We start from the raw sequence: 17,082 nt of genomic DNA, 5'->3' as shown, positions 1-17,082 counted from the left end.
CATTCTGAAGCATTTAATTGATAATAAATGAATCAGCGTCCAATCCTGCCGGGAAACGCGTGCGATAGGCCTGAAGATCAGCCGCACTGAGGGTTGCCTGGAACACCCCATCCGCCTCGCCAGCGCCGAGCAGACTCTCACCCTGGAAATCCAGGACTTGGCTGTCGCCTGTGTAAGCGAAGCCCTTGCCATCGGTTCCGATCCGATTCACTGCCGCCACATAGCACAGGTTTTCGATCGCCCTGGCAGGCAACAGCCGGTTCCAGTGCAAACGTCTGGCGCCCGGCCAGTTGGCGGTGTACAGCAGCAGATCGGTGTCCTGCGCATCGCGGCTCCACACCGGGAAACGAAGGTCGTAGCAAATAAGCGGACGAATGCGCCAGCCCTTGAGCTCGAACATCACCTGGCGTTCGCCGGGCGTGTAATGCTCGTGCTCCCCTGCCATGCGGAACAGATGACGCTTGTCGTAATGCAGCAGCTCGCCATCCGGGCGCGCCCATAGCAGACGGTTGCGATGACTGCCATCGGCCGCACGAATGATCACACTGCCAGTGACCACTGCATTGATTCGCGTGGCTTGCTGAAGCATCCACTCGGACGTCGGTCCCGCCTCGGGCTCCGCCAGCGCTTCGGACTCCATTGAGAAGCCGGTGGTGAACATCTCCGGCAGGATCACCAGATCGGCGCCCTTCGCCTGGCTGAGCAGCGATTCGAAGTGCTGGAGATTGGCGTCCCGGTCATGCCAGACCAGTGTGGTCTGGATCAAGGCAAGGTTCAGGTTCGGCAACTGACTCAGATCGCGCATAGTTTTTCCGCTGCCAGACGCAGCGTCTCCTCTTGCTTGGCGAAGCACAAACGGATCAATCGCTGTCCTTCAGGCGGACGTTGATAGAACACGGAGATTGGGATGCTGGCCACGCCATGCTCTCGGGTCATCCACAGCGCCATGTCGACATCATTGAGGTCCGGACGAATCTGCGAATAGTCCACCAACTGGAAATAGGTGCCGCCGACCGGCTTGAAGGCGAAGCGTGACGCTTGCAGCTGGTCGCAGAAATAGTCGCGCTTGGCCTGATAAAACGCTGGCAGCTCATCAACATGCTCAGGGTGTTCAGCCATGAAGTCGGCCAGCGCGAATTGCAGCGGGGTCACGCCGCAGAAGCTTACGTACTGGTGAACCTTGCGCATTTCGGCGGTCAACGCAGGCGGCGCGACCACATAGCCGGTTTTCCAGCCAGTGACGTGATAGGTCTTGCCGAACGAACTCACAACGAACGCCCGCTGATAAAGCTCTTCATGATCCAGCACGCTCACGTGCCGCTGACCGTCGAAGACCAGATGTTCGTACACCTCATCACTGAGCAGATAGATATCCCGCCCGGCAATCAGCGCGGCCAGCCGATCCAGTTCGGCACGACTGATCAACGCACCGCTTGGGTTGTGCGGGCTGTTGATGACGATCATTCGCGTGCGCGGGCTGAGCGCGTCGGTAAGTTTCTGCCAGTCGATGGAAAAATCATCAAGTCCCAACTGCACGTGGACGCAGCGCCCGCCCGCCAGTTCGACCGCAGGCTCGTAGCTGTCGTAGCACGGATCGAAAATGATCACTTCGTCGCCGGGGCGGATGACCGTCTGGATCGCGCAGAAAATACCCTGGGTCGCGCCGGGCGTGATGGTGATTTCAGTCTCCGGGCTGACGGTGCGCCCATAACTGCGGGCGATCTTGGCCGCGACCTGTTGACGAAGCGCGGGCAGACCGGTCATCGGTGAATACTGATTGTGACCCTGCATGACATGACGGCACACCGCATCGCGCAGCGCCTGTGGGCCATCGAAATCGGGAAAGCCCTGAGACAGGTTGATGGCGCCGGTTTCGGCAGCCAGTTGAGACATGACGGTGAAAATGGTGGTGCCCACATTAGGCAGCTTGCTGTCGATCATGGAGCCCTTTCCCTGCAATCCCCCGGCACCACGGCGGCACGGGTCAGGCAGGATAGCCCATGGAGCGCGCATAAAAAAAGGCACCAGAGGTGCCTTTTTCGTACATTTCCTACAGACGATTCAGCGCTTGTCGCGGCGCTTCTTGTCGGCTTTCTTGTGGTGCGACATCATTCGACGCTTCTTGTTGACCTGACGGTCAGTCAGCGTGTTCTTGTTGCCTTCGTACGGGTTCTCGCCGCCCTTGAACTCGATACGGATCGGCGTACCGACCAGCTTGAGCACACGGCGATAGGTGTTTTCCAGATAACGGACGTAGGATTTCGGGACCTTCTCGACCTGGTTACCGTGAATCACGATCAGCGGCGGGTTGGCGCCACCCAAGTGAGCATAACGCAGCTTGATCCGGCGGCTGCCGACCATCGGCGGCGCGTGCTCGCTGACGGCGTCTTCGAGAATCTGGGTCAGGCGGCTCGTCGGCCAGCGGGTCACTGCCGACTTGAACGAGTTCTGTACCGACTGATACAGGTTGCCCACGCCCGTGCCGTGCAGGGCCGAGATGAAGTGAATGTCCGCGAAGTCGACGAAGAACAGACGACGCTCCAGTTCGACCTTCACATAGTCACGCTCGCCCGGCGTCATGCCGTCCCACTTGTTCAGTGCGATGACCAGTGCGCGACCGGCTTCCAGCGCAAAGCCCAACAGGTTGAGGTCGTGATCGACGACACCCTCGCGGGCATCCATCACGAAGATCACCACGTTGGCGTCCTTGATGGCCTGCAACGTCTTGACCACCGAGAATTTTTCAACTTCCTCGTGGATCTTGCCGCGCTTGCGCACACCGGCGGTGTCGATCAGCGTGTACTTCTCTTCGTTACGCTCGAAAGGGATGTAGATGCTGTCACGCGTGGTGCCTGGCTCGTCATAGACGATAACCCGGTCTTCACCGAGCATACGGTTGACCAGCGTCGACTTGCCGACGTTGGGGCGACCGATGATCGCGATCTTGATGCCGTCCTTTTCGCTGGGGCCGGGAATGCGCTTGGCTTCCTGACCTTCGGCGACTTCTTCGACTTCGGCGTCTTCCTGGTCGTCTTCATCGCGCGGGAATTCGCGCAGGGCGATTTCCAGCATCTGCGAGATACCGCGACCATGAGCACCGGCCACCGGAATGGCGTCACCCAGACCCATCGGGCTGAACTCGGCACGGGCCAGGTTCTCGTCGATGTTATCGATCTTGTTGGCGACCACATAGGAACGCTTGTTACGTTTGCGCAGGTGCTCGCCAATCATCTGATCGGCAGCGGTATAGCCTGCACGGGCGTCTACCAGAAACAGCACCACATCGGCTTCTTCAATGGCCAGCAGCGACTGCTCGGCCATCTTTTCGTCCATGCCATGCTCGTCACCGGAGATACCGCCGGTGTCGATCAGAATATAGGAGCGCCCCTGCCACTTCGCCTCTCCGTATTGGCGATCACGGGTAAGACCGGACAGATCGCCGACAATGGCGTCGCGGGTCCTGGTCAGGCGGTTGAACATGGTGGACTTGCCGACGTTCGGTCGACCCACCAGGGCGATTACGGGAACCATTAGGCTCTCCACTTCGTTATTTCAGAAAATACAAAAGCCGCTGCAGGGCAGCGGCCGGAGTTCGGAGCGGCGCCCGAGGGCACCGCAGCTTTGCCTGAGCAAGGTCGCCAGAGGCCTTGGGCCTCTGGCTTCGTCAATCATTACTTGATGGTCAGGGCTTCCAGTTTGCCGCTGTTGCCATACACGTAAATCATGTCACCAACCACCAGCGGACGAGCACGCAGGCCGTCGCTGTCGATGCGCTGACGACCCACGAAACGACCATCTACCTGGCTCAACAGGTGGAGATAGCCTTCCATGTCGCCGACCGCGATGTAGCTGGAATACACTTCCGGCGCGCCCAGTTGACGGCGTGCCAGAGATTCGTTGCTCCACAGTGCGGAGGAAGAACGCTCGTCGATACCTTCGACGGTACCGGAAGCCAGGGTGGCGTATACGCTGCCGAAGCCCTGGGCAACGCCCGAGTAGCTCGACGCGTCACGCTGCCAGAGCACACGACCGCTTTCCAGTTCCAGACCTGCTACACGACCCTGATAGGTCGCGACGTACAGTGTACCGCCGGACAGCAGCAGACCGCCGTCGATATCGACCACACGGTCCAGTTCCGAACGACCCTGTGGAACCGCTACACGCTGCTCCCAGATCGGCACGCCGTTGGTGATATCCAGCGCAACAACCTTGCCCGTGGACAGACCGGCCACCGCAAGACGGTTGGTCGCCAAAGGAGCGCCTGTACCGCGCAAAGTCAGTACCGCAGGCGTGCTTTCGTAGATCCAGAGCTGGGAACCGGTGGAGGCATCGAAGCCGACCACGCGATCATCCTGGGTCTGAACCACGACAACACTGCCGTTGGTGGCTGGCGGGGCCAGCACTTCGCTGCTTACGCGAGCGCGCCATTTTTCTTCACCGGTGGTGGCGTCCATGGCAACGACTTCACCCTTGAGGGTGCCGATCATCACCAGGCCGTAACCTACGCCCACCGCGCCGGAGACCGGCAGCTCGAGATCTTTCTTCCAGATCACGTCGCCGGTCAGGCGATCCAGCGAAACGATTTCGCCCGTGACGTCGGCCGCATAGATGCGATCGCCATCGATGGCCGGAACCAGCATGTTGTACGTCTTGCCCTGACCGTCACCGATGGAGCGGCTCCACTGCTTTTGCAGGACCACTTCTTCCTTGAAGTCAGTCAGCTCGGCCGGCGGCAGTTCTTTCTTGCTGTTGCTGCTGCAACCCGCGGCCAGAATGGCCAGAGCCAGCAATGCTGCATGTTTCCAACGAATCACGTCACGCATCCCCTTTCGCCAGATCGTCGAGCTTCATTTGCAGACCACCGACCGCTGCCTCTTCAGACAGAGCGGATTTGGCCTTTTGGTATGCAGCATGTGCCTCGTCGGTACGACCCAGCTGAACCAGCAGGTCACCCTTGAGTTCTTCACGGCTGGCCAGGAACGACTTTTCAGCATCGCCGTCCAGCAGTTTCAGCGCATCATCAGCCTTGTTCTGTGCAGCCAGCACTCGTGCCAGACGCTGACGGGCAATTTCACCCAGCGTTTCGTTGGCAGGCTTGTCGGCAACCACTTTCAGCTCTGCTGCTGCGTCGTCGAGTTTACCGGTATCCACTGCCACCTTGGCGACGAAAAGACTGCCGTACTGCGCATAAGTGGTGCCGCCGTATTCGCTTTTCAGCTTGCCGGAGATTTCGGCGACACGCGTGGTGTCTGCCTGGCCACTTGGCGTCAGTGCGGTTTCGAGCAACTGCTGGTAGAGCATCGAGGCGCCTTGCGACTGATTAGCCTGATATCTCTGCCAGAACTGCCAGCCCAAGACCACGATCAGCGCCAGCAGGCCACCTGCAACCAGGGGTTTGCCGTTGCGCTGCCACCAGTCCTTGACTCCCGCCAGCTCATCATCTTCGGAACTCGACACCCCAATACTCCTATTCGCTAAAACGGCTGTTAATCAGCTTCAACCCTGCACGACGCAGGAGGCCAGGTGCTCTGACAGAGCGTCCCAGGCAATATTTTGTTGTTCACCCTGACCACGCAGGGGTTTGACGCCAATGATCTTCTGGCCGAGCTCTTCGTCGCCGAGGATCAGAGCATACAGCGCGCCGCTCTTGTCGGCTTTCTTGAACTGACTCTTGAAGCTACCGGCACCGGCATTGACCTGCAGACGCAGGTTCGGCAGACGGTCGCGCACCTGTTCGGCGAGCGTCAGACCGGCAAGCTCGGCAGCTTCACCGAACGCGCAAAGGTACACGTCGACCTGACGGGAGATCTCTTCCGGGATCTGCTCCAGGGTTTCCAGCAGCAGAACCAGACGCTCGATACCCATCGCAAAGCCGACGCCCGCTGTCGGTTTGCCGCCCATCTGCTCGACCAGACCGTCGTAACGACCGCCCGCACAGACAGTGCCCTGAGCACCCAGTTGATCGGTGACCCATTCGAAAACGGTCTTGCTGTAGTAATCCAGCCCGCGCACCAGCTTGGGATTGATCACGTAAGGAATACCGGCAGCGTCCAGACGGGCTTTCAGGCCTTCGAAGTGGACGCGGGATTCTTCATCGAGATAATCGGCCAGCTTCGGCGCATCCACCAGCACGGCCTGAGTTTCGGGATGCTTGGTGTCGAGCACGCGCAGCGGATTGGTTTTCAGGCGGCGCTGGCTGTCTTCGTCCAGTTGGTCGAGGCGTGCCGACAGAAACTCCACCAGCGCCTCGCGATAGCGTGCACGCGCTTCGCTGGTGCCCAGGCTGTTGAGCTCAAGCTTGACCGCGTTACGAATACCCAGCATGCCCCACAGGCGCCAGGTCATGACGATCAGTTCGGCATCGATGTCCGGACCGTCAAGGTTGAAGACTTCCACGCCGATCTGGTGAAACTGGCGATAACGGCCTTTCTGCGGGCGCTCGTGACGGAACATCGGTCCGATGTACCACAGCTTCTGAACCTGACCGCCACCCGTGATGCCATGCTCGAGCACTGCGCGCACGCACGCCGCCGTGCCTTCAGGGCGCAGGGTCAGCGAGTCACCGTTGCGATCGGCAAAGGTGTACATCTCTTTCTCGACGATATCGGTGACTTCGCCGATCGAGCGCTTGAACAGGTCGGTAAATTCGACGATAGGCATGCGAATCTGGCGATAACCATAGTTATCGAGCAGGCGCGAGACAGTGCCTTCGAAGTGACGCCACAGCGGCGTCTGCTCAGGCAGGATGTCGTTCATGCCACGAATGGCTTGCAGAGACTTACTCACAAAAAATCCTTAGCAATACGGGTTAGCCGCGCACGATGACCGAGGCGTCGGCTTCGGCCTTTTCAGCCGCTTTCTCGCGGATCAAGCGTTCCAGCTCATCCACAAGATTGTCATTGGTCAGCTTCTGCGCAGGCTTGCCATCGATGTAGATCAGGTTCGGCGTACCGCCCGTGAGGCCGATATGCGCCTCCTTGGCTTCGCCAGGACCGTTGACCACACAACCGATGACCGCAACATCCAGCGGCACCAGCAAATCCTCGAGACGACCTTCCAGCTCGTTCATGGTCTTGACCACATCGAAGTTCTGCCGCGAGCAGCTCGGGCAGGCGATGAAGTTGATGCCACGGGAACGAAGGCGCAACGATTTGAGAATGTCGTAACCGACCTTAACCTCTTCGACCGGATCAGCGGCCAGCGAGATGCGGATAGTATCGCCAATTCCTTCGGCGAGCAGCATACCTAGGCCGACAGCCGATTTCACTGTGCCTGAACGCAATCCACCGGCTTCGGTGATGCCCAAGTGCAATGGCTGGACAATTTCCTTGGCCAGGAGGCGATAGGCTTCGACGGCCATGAACACGTCGGAGGCCTTAACGCTGACCTTGAAGTCCGGGAAATTCAACCGCTCCAGGTGCTCGACGTGACGCAACGCGGACTCGACCAGCGCAGCGGGCGTGGGCTCGCCGTACTTCTTCTGCAGGTCTTTTTCGAGAGAACCGGCGTTCACGCCGATGCGGATCGGGATGCCACGGTCACGGGCGGCATCGACCACGGCACGGACCCGGTCTTCACGACCAATGTTGCCTGGGTTGATGCGCAGGCAATCGACGCCCAGTTCGGCTACGCGCAATGCGATCCTGTAGTCGAAATGGATGTCGGCCACCAGCGGCACTTTCACGAGTTGCTTGATACGACCGAAGGCTTCGGCGGCATCCATGTCCGGAACGGAGACCCGCACGATGTCGACACCGGCCGCTTCCAGTCGGTTGATCTGTGCGACCGTGGCCGCCACATCGTTGGTGTCACTGTTGGTCATGCTCTGCACTGCAATCGGGGCATCGCCGCCGACAGGAACAGAACCAACCCATATTTTTCGGGATTCGCGACGCTTGATCGGGGATTCGCCGTGCATGACTTATTGACCTAGTTTCAGGCGAGCAGTCTCGCCGCTGGTAAAAGGTGCCACGTCTACAGGCTGACCGTTGTAGCTGACTTGCGCACCGCGGGCGAAGCCCAGGCGCAGGGTCAGCGGCGGCTTGCCGTTGACGTCAAGGCTTTCGCCCTTGCGCTTGAGACCGCTGACCAGCACCTTGCCATTACCGTCTGTTACCTGAGTCCAGCAATCGGCCGTGAACTGCACGTTGACCTGCCCTGCCCCAGGCATGACAGGAGCAATCTGCTCGGCAGCTGGGGTGGTCGGCATGGACGGAACGGATGGCGCAACTGCAGGCGCCTGAGCCGATGCGGCTGGCGGCGTTGCAGTGGCAGGTGCTTGCGTGTGCGCAGGCGCTGTAACGGCAGGAGCCGAGACTTCAGGCGCAGCGCTCTGGGTTTGCGTGGACGGCGTACCGGTATTCAACGGCAATGACGTCTCGCCGGTTGACTGGTTTTCGACGACCGCCTGGTCCTCGGGCTCGTCCAGCTGATGAATCTGGGTGGTGCCGTCAGCGCTTTCGACTTCGACGTGCTCAAGGTTGAGCCCCGAAAGATCCTTGCCGCGCATCGAGGCCTGGTCCTGCCACCAGAAGAAACCGCCACCGATCAGCGCGATCAGCAGCAGCAGGCTGACGATACGCAGGATATTGTGCGACAGGCGCACCGGCTCTTCGATGCGACCCAGGGCGTGCACAGGGCTGCCCTTGCCGTCGGTGCCGGTGAACTGATCGAACTGCTCGACCATCGCGGCCTGATCCAGCTCCAGCAGTTTGGCGTAAGCACGTACATACCCCCGGGCAAAGGTGTGCCCAGGCAGCTTTTCAAAGTTCCCGTTCTCCAGATGACTCAGTGAAGTCACGGTGAGGTTCAGCCTCAAAGCCACATCTGGCAGCGACCAGTTTTTGCTCTCGCGAACCTGGCGCAGGGTTTCTCCAGGATTCACGCGGGTGGTTGCTACAACTTCGGGATGCGCCGCTTTCATCATTGCTCCGACAGGTATTGCTGATATTCCGGCGTACCGGGATAGAGTCTTTTTAATTGCAGACCAAAACTGGCTGCCTTGTTGCGGTCTTCATACACTTTAGCCAACCGCGTACCGAGCAATAGACTACGTGCATTTTGCTCGCTCAGCTGGCTAAAACGGTCGTAATAATCACGCGCCGGCAGATAATGCCCGTCTTCGTAAGACAACTCAGCCATTTCCAGCAACGCACGTGGCTGCTGGTTGTCCAGCCGCAGGGCCTTGGTGAAATGCTCGCGGGCCTGCTCGCGATTGCCCAGCTTGATCGAGGTCATGCCCAGGCTTTCGAAAACCCGCGAACGCTCAGGATATAGGTTATCGGCAGCCGCCTGCTCGAAACGCTCGTAGGCTTCCTTATAGCGCTTCTGCTCGTAGAGAAAACTGCCGTAATTGTTGACGATGCGTGTGTCGTTGCGGCTTGCCGACAGCGCCTTGCGAAAGTACTGGTCGGCGAGTTCAGGTTCCATTTCGGCCTGAAAGACCAGCGCCAATGCCGCGTTGGCTCCAGCGTCCGAACCGTCCAGCTCAAGCGCCTTCTTCAAGGGCACCTTGGCGCGTTCGGTCTGGCCCTGCTGCAGATAGCCGATTCCGAGCTGAACGTAGGCCTTGCGCGCTTCTTCACGTCCCTGGGAGGTCGAGAGCGGATTGACATTGCCGGTTGATACGCAGCCCACGAGCAACATGACAACACACAGCAGCAACGGGGCGCGCACAGACATGAAGTCCCTCTTGGTCAGTTTCGCGTTCGGTTGGGCAGTCAGGTTCGGGTCGCCGCGCCTGGCACTGAATCGGCCTCGACACTCAACTCTCGCACTGCGATATAGCGTTCACTACGACGCGTGCGATCCATCACCTGGCCGACCAACTGGCCGCAAGCGGCATCGATGTCTTCGCCACGCGTGGTACGCACAGTGACGTTATAGCCAGCCTGATGCAACAGGTCCTGGAAACGACGGATGGCGTTATTGCTCGGACGCTCGTAACCGGAGTGCGGGAAAGGGTTGAACGGGATCAGGTTGATCTTGCAAGGCGTGTCCTTGAGCAACTCGATCATTTCAACGGCGTGCTCGACCTTGTCATTGATGTCCTTGAGCATGGTGTACTCGATGGTGAGCACACGCTTTTCACCCAGATTCGACATGTAGCGACGGCAGGACTCGAGCAGCATTTTCAGCGGGTATTTCTTGTTGATCGGCACCAACTGGTTGCGCAGCGCGTCATTGGGCGCGTGCAGCGACAGGGCCAGCGATACATCGATGTGCTTGGACAGCTCGTCGATCATCGGTACAACGCCTGAGGTGGACAGAGTCACCCGACGCTTGGAAATGCCATACCCCAGGTCATCCATCATCAGATGCATGGCGGCGATGACATTGTCGAAGTTCAGCAGTGGCTCACCCATGCCCATCATCACCACGTTGGTGATTGCACGGTCGACGGTTGCCGGGACACTGCCAAAGGATTTGTTGGCAATCCACACCTGACCGATGACTTCGGCGGCGGTGAGGTTGCTGTTGAAGCCTTGCTTGCCGGTGGAGCAGAAACTGCAATCCAGGGCACAGCCCGCCTGGGAGGACACGCACAGAGTGCCGCGCTTGCCTTGCGGAATATAGACGGTCTCGACGCAGCTGCCGGACTCGACGCGCACCACCCATTTACGGGTGCCATCGCTCGAAATGTCCTCGCTGACGACTTCAGGACCCCGAACTTCGGCACAGGCCTTGAGCTTTTCGCGCAGGGCCTTGCTGACGTTCGTCATGGCGTCGAAATCATCGACGCCAAAGTGGTGAATCCACTTCATGACCTGACCGGCACGGAAGCGCTTCTCCCCGATAGAGTCGAAGAATTTCTCCATTTCCAGCTGAGTCAGGCCCAGCAGGTTGGTTTTACCAGTCGATGCAATCATGAATTCACCCTTCACTCGTTAGTCGCAAGACTTAGCGAGCGGTTACCTCGGTAGCTGCGAAGAAGTACGAGATTTCACGAGCAGCGGCTGCTTCGGAATCGGAACCGTGAACAGCGTTGGCGTCGATGGAATCAGCGAAGTCAGCACGGATGGTGCCGGCAGCAGCTTCTTTAGGGTTGGTAGCGCCCATCAGCTCACGGTTCAGAGCGATAGCGTTTTCGCCTTCCAGAACCTGAACGACAACCGGACCGGAGATCATGAAAGCAACCAGGTCGCCGAAGAAACCACGAGCGCTGTGCTCAGCGTAGAAACCTTCAGCTTCTGCCTTGGACAGCTGCTTCAGCTTGGAAGCAACAACGCGCAGACCGGCTTTTTCGAAACGAGTGGTGATCTCGCCGATTACGTTCTTTGCAACGGCGTCAGGCTTGATGATGGAGAAAGTACGTTGAACAGCCATGGTGAAACTCCAGAAACAGTGATTGAAGCGAAAAATTAAACCCGCGAATTATACGCGGGTTCTGGTGTATTGCCTAACTGCGTAAGTAACTGAACGTCAATCGCGCTCTTCTTCCCACGTGGTCTGGATCGCTTCGAGGACTTTCTCCCCGCCCCGATCCTTCTCATCGTCAAAGCCGGGAAGCGCCATGACGAGATCGCGCAGCTTGACGAAGTTCAGTGAAAACGGATCCGTATCCGGATACTTTTCGGCCAGCTGGATAGCGATTTCCTGCACATCGACCCATTTGAGACTCATGAGCGTTCCTTGAATCAGTGCGGCGCTTCGGCAGCGTGGTTGAGCGAATACTTGGGTATTTCGACGGTCAGGTCTTCGGTGCCGACAATTGCCTGACAGGATAGACGCGATTGCGACTCAAGGCCCCAGGCTTTGTCGAGCATGTCCTCTTCCAGCTCGTCAGCTTCATTCAGCGAGTTGAAACCCTGGCGAATGACGCAGTGACAGGTCGTGCAGGCACAGACGCCGCCACAGGCACTTTCGATCTCGATGTGATGCTCGTGGGCAAGCTCGAGGATGGAAATACCGGGTTCAACTTCTACAACCAGCCCGTCCGGGCAGTGCTCGGCGTGGGGCAGAAAAATCACCTGCGGCATCAGTTATTCCTCAATCTCATTCAGGTTGCGTCCGGCCAGTGCGGCTTTCACCGTCGAATCCAGGCGGCGGGCAGCAAATGCATCGGTCACTTGCGACAGACGCTTGGTCTGTTGCTCGATGGCGTGTCCATCGGTGCCTTTCATCAATTCGCGCAGTTCGTCCATCTGCAGGTTGATGACCAAACGCTCTTCTTCATCGAGAAGACGCTCGCCATCGGCATCCAGCGCGCCCTGCACTGCTTCGAGCAGGCGCTCGGCATCGACCTGATGCTCGCGCAATACGCGGGCGACCTTATCGTCACCGGCGTAGGCGAAGGAATCCTTGAGCATGCGGGTGATTTCACCGTCGGTCAGGCCATACGACGGCTTGACCTGGATGCTCGCTTCGATGCCCGAACCCAGTTCGCGCGCCGAAACACTCAGCAGACCATCGGCGTCCACCTGAAAGGTAACGCGGATCTTCGCCGCGCCAGCCACCATCGGTGGAATACCGCGCAGCTCGAAGCGCGCCAGAGAACGACAATCGCTGATCAGCTCTCGCTCGCCCTGCAGCACATGAATCATCATGGCCGTCTGGCCATCTTTGTACGTGGTGAAGTCCTGACCGCGCGCCACAGGAATCGTGGTGTTGCGCGGAATGACCTTCTCCATCAGCCCGCCCATGGTTTCCAGCCCCAGCGAGAGCGGAATCACGTCGAGCAGCAGCAATTCTTCACCGTCGCGCTTGTTGCCTGCCAGCGTATCGGCCTGGATCGCAGCCCCGATGGCCACCACTTGATCCGGATCGATTTCGGTCAGCGGCTGACGACCGAACAGTTCGGCAACGGCTTCACGGACACGCGGTACACGCGTCGAACCGCCCACCATGACCACCGCTTCGACTTCTTCAAGCTCGATGCCGGTATCACGCACGGCGCGGCGGCAGGCTTTCAGGCTGCGGGCAACCATTGGCTCGATCATCGCGTTCAGCGCTTCGCGAGTCAGCACGGCCTTCCAATCGCCATACGCCACGTCGACGGCGTCGGCATCGGTCAGTGCTTCCTTGGCCGCGCATGCCGCCTGCAGCAGGCTGCGCTGGGCAGAAGGCGCAAGGTCGGCGGAAAGGCCGGCTTCGGCAACAATCCAGCTGGCAATCGCATGGTCGAAATCATCGCCGCCCAGCGCCGTGTCGCCGCCAGTTGCCAGCACTTCGAAAACGCCGCCCGTCAGACGCAGGATGGAGATATCAAACGTGCCGCCACCCAGGTCATAAATGGCGACCACGCCTTCGGCTTTCTGGTCCAGACCGTAGGCGACTGCAGCAGCCGTCGGCTCGTTGAGCAGGCGCAACACGTTCAGACCTGCCAGCTTGGCAGCATCCTTGGTGGCCTGACGCTGAGCGTCATCGAAATAGGCAGGAACCGTGATCACCGCACCGACCAGCTCGCCGCCCAGCGCTTCTTCAGCACGCTGACGCAGCACCTTGAGAATATCGGCAGAGACTTCCACCGGGCTTTTAGGCCCCTGGACGGTCTCAATGAACGGCATGTGCGACTCGCCGTCGACGAAGCGGTAAGGCAGTTGCTCACCCAGTTGCTTGACGTCGGTCAGCCCACGACCCATCAGCCGCTTGACCGAGAGCACAGTATTGAACGGATCCTGGGAAGCGGCGACTTTCGCCGACTGCCCCACTTCGACCCGATCGGCGTGATAGCGAACAGCAGAGGGCAGGATGACCTGCCCCTCAACGTCGGCCAGTGGCTCGGACAGGCCGCTGCGCACTGCAGCAACCAGAGAGTTGGTGGTGCCCAAGTCGATCCCCACAGCCAGACGGCGCTGATGCGGTTGAGGACTGAGGCCGGGTTCGGCGATCTGCAGTAAGGCCATGCGTATTCAGAATAATCACTGGGCGTGCGGCCAGGGCAGCACGGGGTTAATCGTCGAGGCGCTCTTCTAACTGGCGCACTTCGTGAGAAAGCTTGTCGAGAAACTGCATGCGCCGCATCAGCCTTTCGGCGTGCTCGCGCTGTGCAGCGTCATTCCAACAGGCAGCAAAGCTCTGATTCAGTTCATCCTGAGCCACCTTGAGCCGACGTTTGAACGTCGCGACCCCGGCGAGATCAGCTTCATCCTGCAGATCTTCAAGTTCTTCGCGCCACTGCATCTGCTGCAGAAGAAAGTCCGGATCGTGCACGGTGACCTCAAGCGGTACCTCGTTGCCATTCATGGCCAACAGGTAACGTGCCCTTTTCGGCGGGCTCTTGAGGGTCTGATAGGCTTCGTTGAGACTGGCGGAACGCTCCAGCGCCGTACGTTGCTCCCGCTCGGAAGCGTCGGCAAAACGGTCTGGATGGACGCCACGCGCCAATTCGCGATAACGCGTCGCCAACTGATCAAGGTCAAGCTGAAAATCAGGCTTGAGCTCGAACAGGGCGAAGTGACAGGGAGTACCCACAATAAAAGCCTCAGACGTTGAAGCTTTCGCCGCAGCCGCACTCACCGCGCGAATTGGGGTTGTTGAACTTGAAACCTTCGTTCAACCCTTCCCGAACGAAGTCGAGTTCGGTGCCATCGAGATAGACCAGGCTTTTCGGGTCGATAATCACCTTCACGCCGTGCATCTCGAAGACGGTGTCTTCGCTGGCCGCCTCATCGACGAACTCGAGCACATAGGCAAGACCTGAACAGCCTGTGGTGCGAACACCCAGACGAACGCCATCACCCTTGCCACGTCCCTCGAGGGAACGTCGTACGTGGTTAGCGGCAGCTTCTGTCATGCTGATAGCCATCGGAACTCCTTACGCGTTTCTGAAAAAGGACTGCTTACAGCAGACCTTTCTTCTGCTTGTAATCGCGAACGGCCGCCTTGATGGCGTCTTCTGCGAGCACGGAGCAGTGAATCTTTACCGGAGGCAGCGCCAGCTCTTCAGCCAGCTGAGTGTTCTTGATGGTCTCTGCTTCATCCAGAGTCTTGCCTTTCATCCACTCGGTTGCCAGGGAGCTGGAAGCGATTGCCGAGCCGCAGCCGTAGGTCTTGAACTTGGCGTCTTCGATAACGCCCTGCTCGTTGACCTTGATCTGCAGACGCATCACGTCGCCACACGCCGGAGCGCCGACCATGCCGGTGCCAACATCAGGATCTTCCGCATTCATCTTGCCGACGTTGCGGGGATTCTCGTAGTGGTCGATGACCTTTTCGCTGTAAGCCATGATTCTATTCCTCTCACATCAGGGAGCCGCTCTTCAGGTCGTGCCGGCAGATGCCAACCACGACCTGTGTTGGAGGCGACTTTAAATTAGTGCGCCGCCCACTCGATCTTGGAGATATCGACGCCGTCTTTGAACATGTCCCACAGCGGCGAAAGCGTACGCAGCTTGGTAACGGCCTCGCAGACTTTCTGCGCGGCATAATCGATTTCTTCTTCGGTGGTGAACCGGCCGAAGGTGAAACGGATCGAGCTGTGTGCCAGTTCGTCGTTGCGACCCAGAGCGCGCAATACATACGAAGGCTCCAGCGATGCAGACGTACAGGCCGAACCGGACGATACCGCCAGATCCTTGAGCGCCATGATCAGCGACTCGCCTTCAACGTAGTTGAAGCTCAGGTTCAGGTTGTGCGGTACGCGGGCAGTCAGGCTGCCGTTCACGTAAAGCTCTTCCAGATTCTCGACCTGCTTGTAGAAACGGTCGCTCAGAGCTTTGATACGCACGTTTTCAGCGGCCATCTCTTCCTTGGCGATACGGAACGCTTCACCCATACCAACGATCTGGTGGGTCGCCAGCGTACCGGAACGCATGCCACGCTCGTGACCGCCGCCGTGCATGGCAGCTTCCAGACGAACACGTGGCTTGCGGCTCACGTACAGCGCGCCAATACCCTTGGGACCGTAGGTCTTGTGGGCAGAGAACGACATGAGGTCAACCTTGAGGCTGGCCAGATCGATTTCAACCTTGCCGGTCGATTGCGCGCCGTCAACGTGGAACAGCACGCCACGCGAACGGGTCAGCTCACCGATGGCCGCGATGTCGTTGATGGTGCCGATCTCGTTGTTCACGTGCATGATCGAAACCACGATGGTGTCGTCTCGCAGTGCAGCTTCGATCATGGCAGGGGTGATCAGACCGTCTTCGCCCGGCTCGATGTAAGTCACTTCAAAACCTTCACGCTCCAGTTGGCGCGTGGTGTCCAGGACAGCCTTGTGCTCGACCTTGGAGGTGATGATGTGTTTGCCCTTGCTGGCGTAGAAATGCGCAACGCCCTTGATCGCGAGGTTGTTGGACTCGGTGGCACCGGAGGTCCAGACGATTTCACGCGGATCGGCGTTGACCAGGTCGGCGACCTGACGGCGGGCATTCTCGACCGCTTCTTCGGCTTTCCAGCCAAATACGTGGGAACGCGAGGCCGGGTTGCCGAAGTTTCCTTCGACTGTCAGGCAATCGATCATTTTCTGCGCGACACGCGGATCGACCGGGGTCGTCGCGGAGTAATCGAGGTAAATCGGCAATTTCATTGAAGCTCTCCTATCAGGCAGGCGCACCGCTCATTCATCTGCGTTCATTCAACGGCGGACGTTTCAATCTTACCCAGTTGCGACGTATTGCAATGGCTACGACGCATATCCTGGCGCTGGGCGACTTCTTGTACCTCACGGCGAGTGACAAGATCCGCCAAGCTGATACCGCTTAGAAATTCGTGAATCTGCTGGCTCAGGTCGCACCACAAATGGTGAGTGAGACAGGTGTCGCCAGCGTGGCAATCACCCAACCCCTGACAGCGTGTGGCATCGACCGACTCATTGACAGCATCGACGACCTGCGCCACCTGGATACCTTTCATGTCGCGAGAAAGCTGATAACCGCCACCAGGACCACGGACACTGGAGACCAGATTGCCGCGGCGAAGCTTGGCGAACAGCTGCTCGAGATAAGACAGGGAAATGCCCTGTCGCTCGGAGATATCGGCCAGAGACACTGGCCCGTTCTGCGCGTGCAAGGCCAGGTCAAGCATGGCTGTTACAGCGTATCGGCCTTTTGTAGTCAGTCGCATGGCGTGTACCGCAGAGGATCGGAATGAGCGTGAGTATGCTATTCCCGAGTAAATGAGTCAACTATTAGACCGAGTAAA

Annotated in this window: 19 protein-coding genes; all 19 read right to left on the bottom strand. The window is 58.9% G+C overall.

What is annotated here, in order from left to right:
* Positions 1-13 precede the first annotated feature (13 nt).
* The gene (locus AC0IXS_RS21120) at positions 14-805 is read right to left on the bottom strand and encodes an amidohydrolase (RefSeq protein ID WP_057409054.1); all 792 of its coding nucleotides are present in this window, start codon (positions 803-805) and stop codon (positions 14-16) included.
* Positions 793-1,941 carry a pyridoxal phosphate-dependent aminotransferase gene (locus tag AC0IXS_RS21115; protein ID WP_057409055.1) on the bottom strand — a complete coding sequence of 383 codons (1,149 nt, stop codon included), beginning with the start codon at positions 1,939-1,941 and terminating at the stop codon, positions 793-795. The genes AC0IXS_RS21120 and AC0IXS_RS21115 overlap by 13 nt, the downstream gene beginning before the upstream one ends.
* A 120-nt stretch (positions 1,942-2,061) precedes the next feature.
* Positions 2,062-3,531, bottom strand: coding sequence for a ribosome biogenesis GTPase Der (gene der, locus AC0IXS_RS21110; protein ID WP_004878760.1), 1,470 nt, complete (start codon positions 3,529-3,531; stop codon positions 2,062-2,064).
* A gap of 140 nt (positions 3,532-3,671) precedes the next feature.
* Positions 3,672-4,823 carry an outer membrane protein assembly factor BamB gene (gene bamB / locus AC0IXS_RS21105; protein WP_025995079.1) on the bottom strand — a complete coding sequence of 384 codons (1,152 nt, stop codon included), beginning with the start codon at positions 4,821-4,823 and terminating at the stop codon, positions 3,672-3,674.
* The gene (locus AC0IXS_RS21100) at positions 4,816-5,457 is read right to left on the bottom strand and encodes a tetratricopeptide repeat protein (protein ID WP_004878756.1); all 642 of its coding nucleotides are present in this window, start codon (positions 5,455-5,457) and stop codon (positions 4,816-4,818) included. The genes bamB and AC0IXS_RS21100 overlap by 8 nt, the downstream gene beginning before the upstream one ends.
* 39 nt (positions 5,458-5,496) lie before the next feature.
* Positions 5,497-6,786 carry a histidine--tRNA ligase gene (gene hisS / locus AC0IXS_RS21095; RefSeq protein WP_025995077.1) on the bottom strand — a complete coding sequence of 430 codons (1,290 nt, stop codon included), beginning with the start codon at positions 6,784-6,786 and terminating at the stop codon, positions 5,497-5,499.
* 22 nt (positions 6,787-6,808) lie between these two features.
* Complete coding sequence (ispG, locus tag AC0IXS_RS21090; protein ID WP_025995076.1) at positions 6,809-7,918, bottom strand: flavodoxin-dependent (E)-4-hydroxy-3-methylbut-2-enyl-diphosphate synthase; 1,110 nt, start codon at positions 7,916-7,918, stop codon at positions 6,809-6,811.
* Between the two features lie 3 nt (positions 7,919-7,921).
* The gene (locus AC0IXS_RS21085) at positions 7,922-8,923 is read right to left on the bottom strand and encodes a RodZ domain-containing protein (RefSeq protein ID WP_057409103.1); all 1,002 of its coding nucleotides are present in this window, start codon (positions 8,921-8,923) and stop codon (positions 7,922-7,924) included.
* Complete coding sequence (gene pilW, locus AC0IXS_RS21080; RefSeq protein WP_471825596.1) at positions 8,923-9,681, bottom strand: type IV pilus biogenesis/stability protein PilW; 759 nt, start codon at positions 9,679-9,681, stop codon at positions 8,923-8,925. Before pilW ends, AC0IXS_RS21085 begins: the two co-directional genes overlap by 1 nt.
* Positions 9,682-9,719: 38 nt before the next feature.
* On the bottom strand, positions 9,720-10,868 hold the full coding sequence (rlmN, locus tag AC0IXS_RS21075; protein ID WP_004878747.1) for a dual-specificity RNA methyltransferase RlmN: 1,149 nt from the start codon (positions 10,866-10,868) through the stop codon (positions 9,720-9,722).
* Between the two features lie 31 nt (positions 10,869-10,899).
* Positions 10,900-11,325, bottom strand: coding sequence for a nucleoside-diphosphate kinase (gene ndk / locus AC0IXS_RS21070; protein ID WP_002552482.1), 426 nt, complete (start codon positions 11,323-11,325; stop codon positions 10,900-10,902).
* 96 nt (positions 11,326-11,421) lie between these two features.
* Complete coding sequence (iscX, locus tag AC0IXS_RS21065) at positions 11,422-11,622, bottom strand: Fe-S cluster assembly protein IscX (RefSeq protein WP_025995073.1); 201 nt, start codon at positions 11,620-11,622, stop codon at positions 11,422-11,424.
* Between the two features lie 14 nt (positions 11,623-11,636).
* Complete coding sequence (gene fdx / locus AC0IXS_RS21060; RefSeq protein WP_057409057.1) at positions 11,637-11,978, bottom strand: ISC system 2Fe-2S type ferredoxin; 342 nt, start codon at positions 11,976-11,978, stop codon at positions 11,637-11,639.
* Between the two features lie 3 nt (positions 11,979-11,981).
* A complete protein-coding gene (hscA, locus tag AC0IXS_RS21055; protein ID WP_122667670.1) occupies positions 11,982-13,844 on the bottom strand; it encodes a Fe-S protein assembly chaperone HscA in 1,863 nt (620 codons plus the stop codon).
* A 46-nt stretch (positions 13,845-13,890) separates the two neighbouring features.
* The gene (gene hscB, locus AC0IXS_RS21050; protein ID WP_004878740.1) at positions 13,891-14,412 is read right to left on the bottom strand and encodes a co-chaperone HscB; all 522 of its coding nucleotides are present in this window, start codon (positions 14,410-14,412) and stop codon (positions 13,891-13,893) included.
* Positions 14,413-14,422: 10 nt separating this feature from the next.
* Complete coding sequence (gene iscA, locus AC0IXS_RS21045) at positions 14,423-14,746, bottom strand: iron-sulfur cluster assembly protein IscA (RefSeq protein WP_003365093.1); 324 nt, start codon at positions 14,744-14,746, stop codon at positions 14,423-14,425.
* Between the two features lie 34 nt (positions 14,747-14,780).
* A complete protein-coding gene (gene iscU / locus AC0IXS_RS21040; RefSeq protein ID WP_002552476.1) occupies positions 14,781-15,167 on the bottom strand; it encodes a Fe-S cluster assembly scaffold IscU in 387 nt (128 codons plus the stop codon).
* Between the two features lie 86 nt (positions 15,168-15,253).
* Positions 15,254-16,468: an IscS subfamily cysteine desulfurase gene (locus AC0IXS_RS21035; RefSeq protein ID WP_004878736.1), complete on the bottom strand. Its 1,215-nt coding sequence runs from the start codon at positions 16,466-16,468 to the stop codon at positions 15,254-15,256.
* A 44-nt stretch (positions 16,469-16,512) separates the two neighbouring features.
* Positions 16,513-17,004, bottom strand: coding sequence for a Fe-S cluster assembly transcriptional regulator IscR (gene iscR / locus AC0IXS_RS21030; RefSeq protein WP_004878734.1), 492 nt, complete (start codon positions 17,002-17,004; stop codon positions 16,513-16,515).
* Positions 17,005-17,082: the final 78 nt, after the last annotated feature.

The sequence above is a fragment of the Pseudomonas sp. AC016 genome (assembly GCF_979253365.1).
Note: the sequence above shows the minus strand (reverse complement) of the source record. Positions and strands in the feature narration are given on the sequence as shown.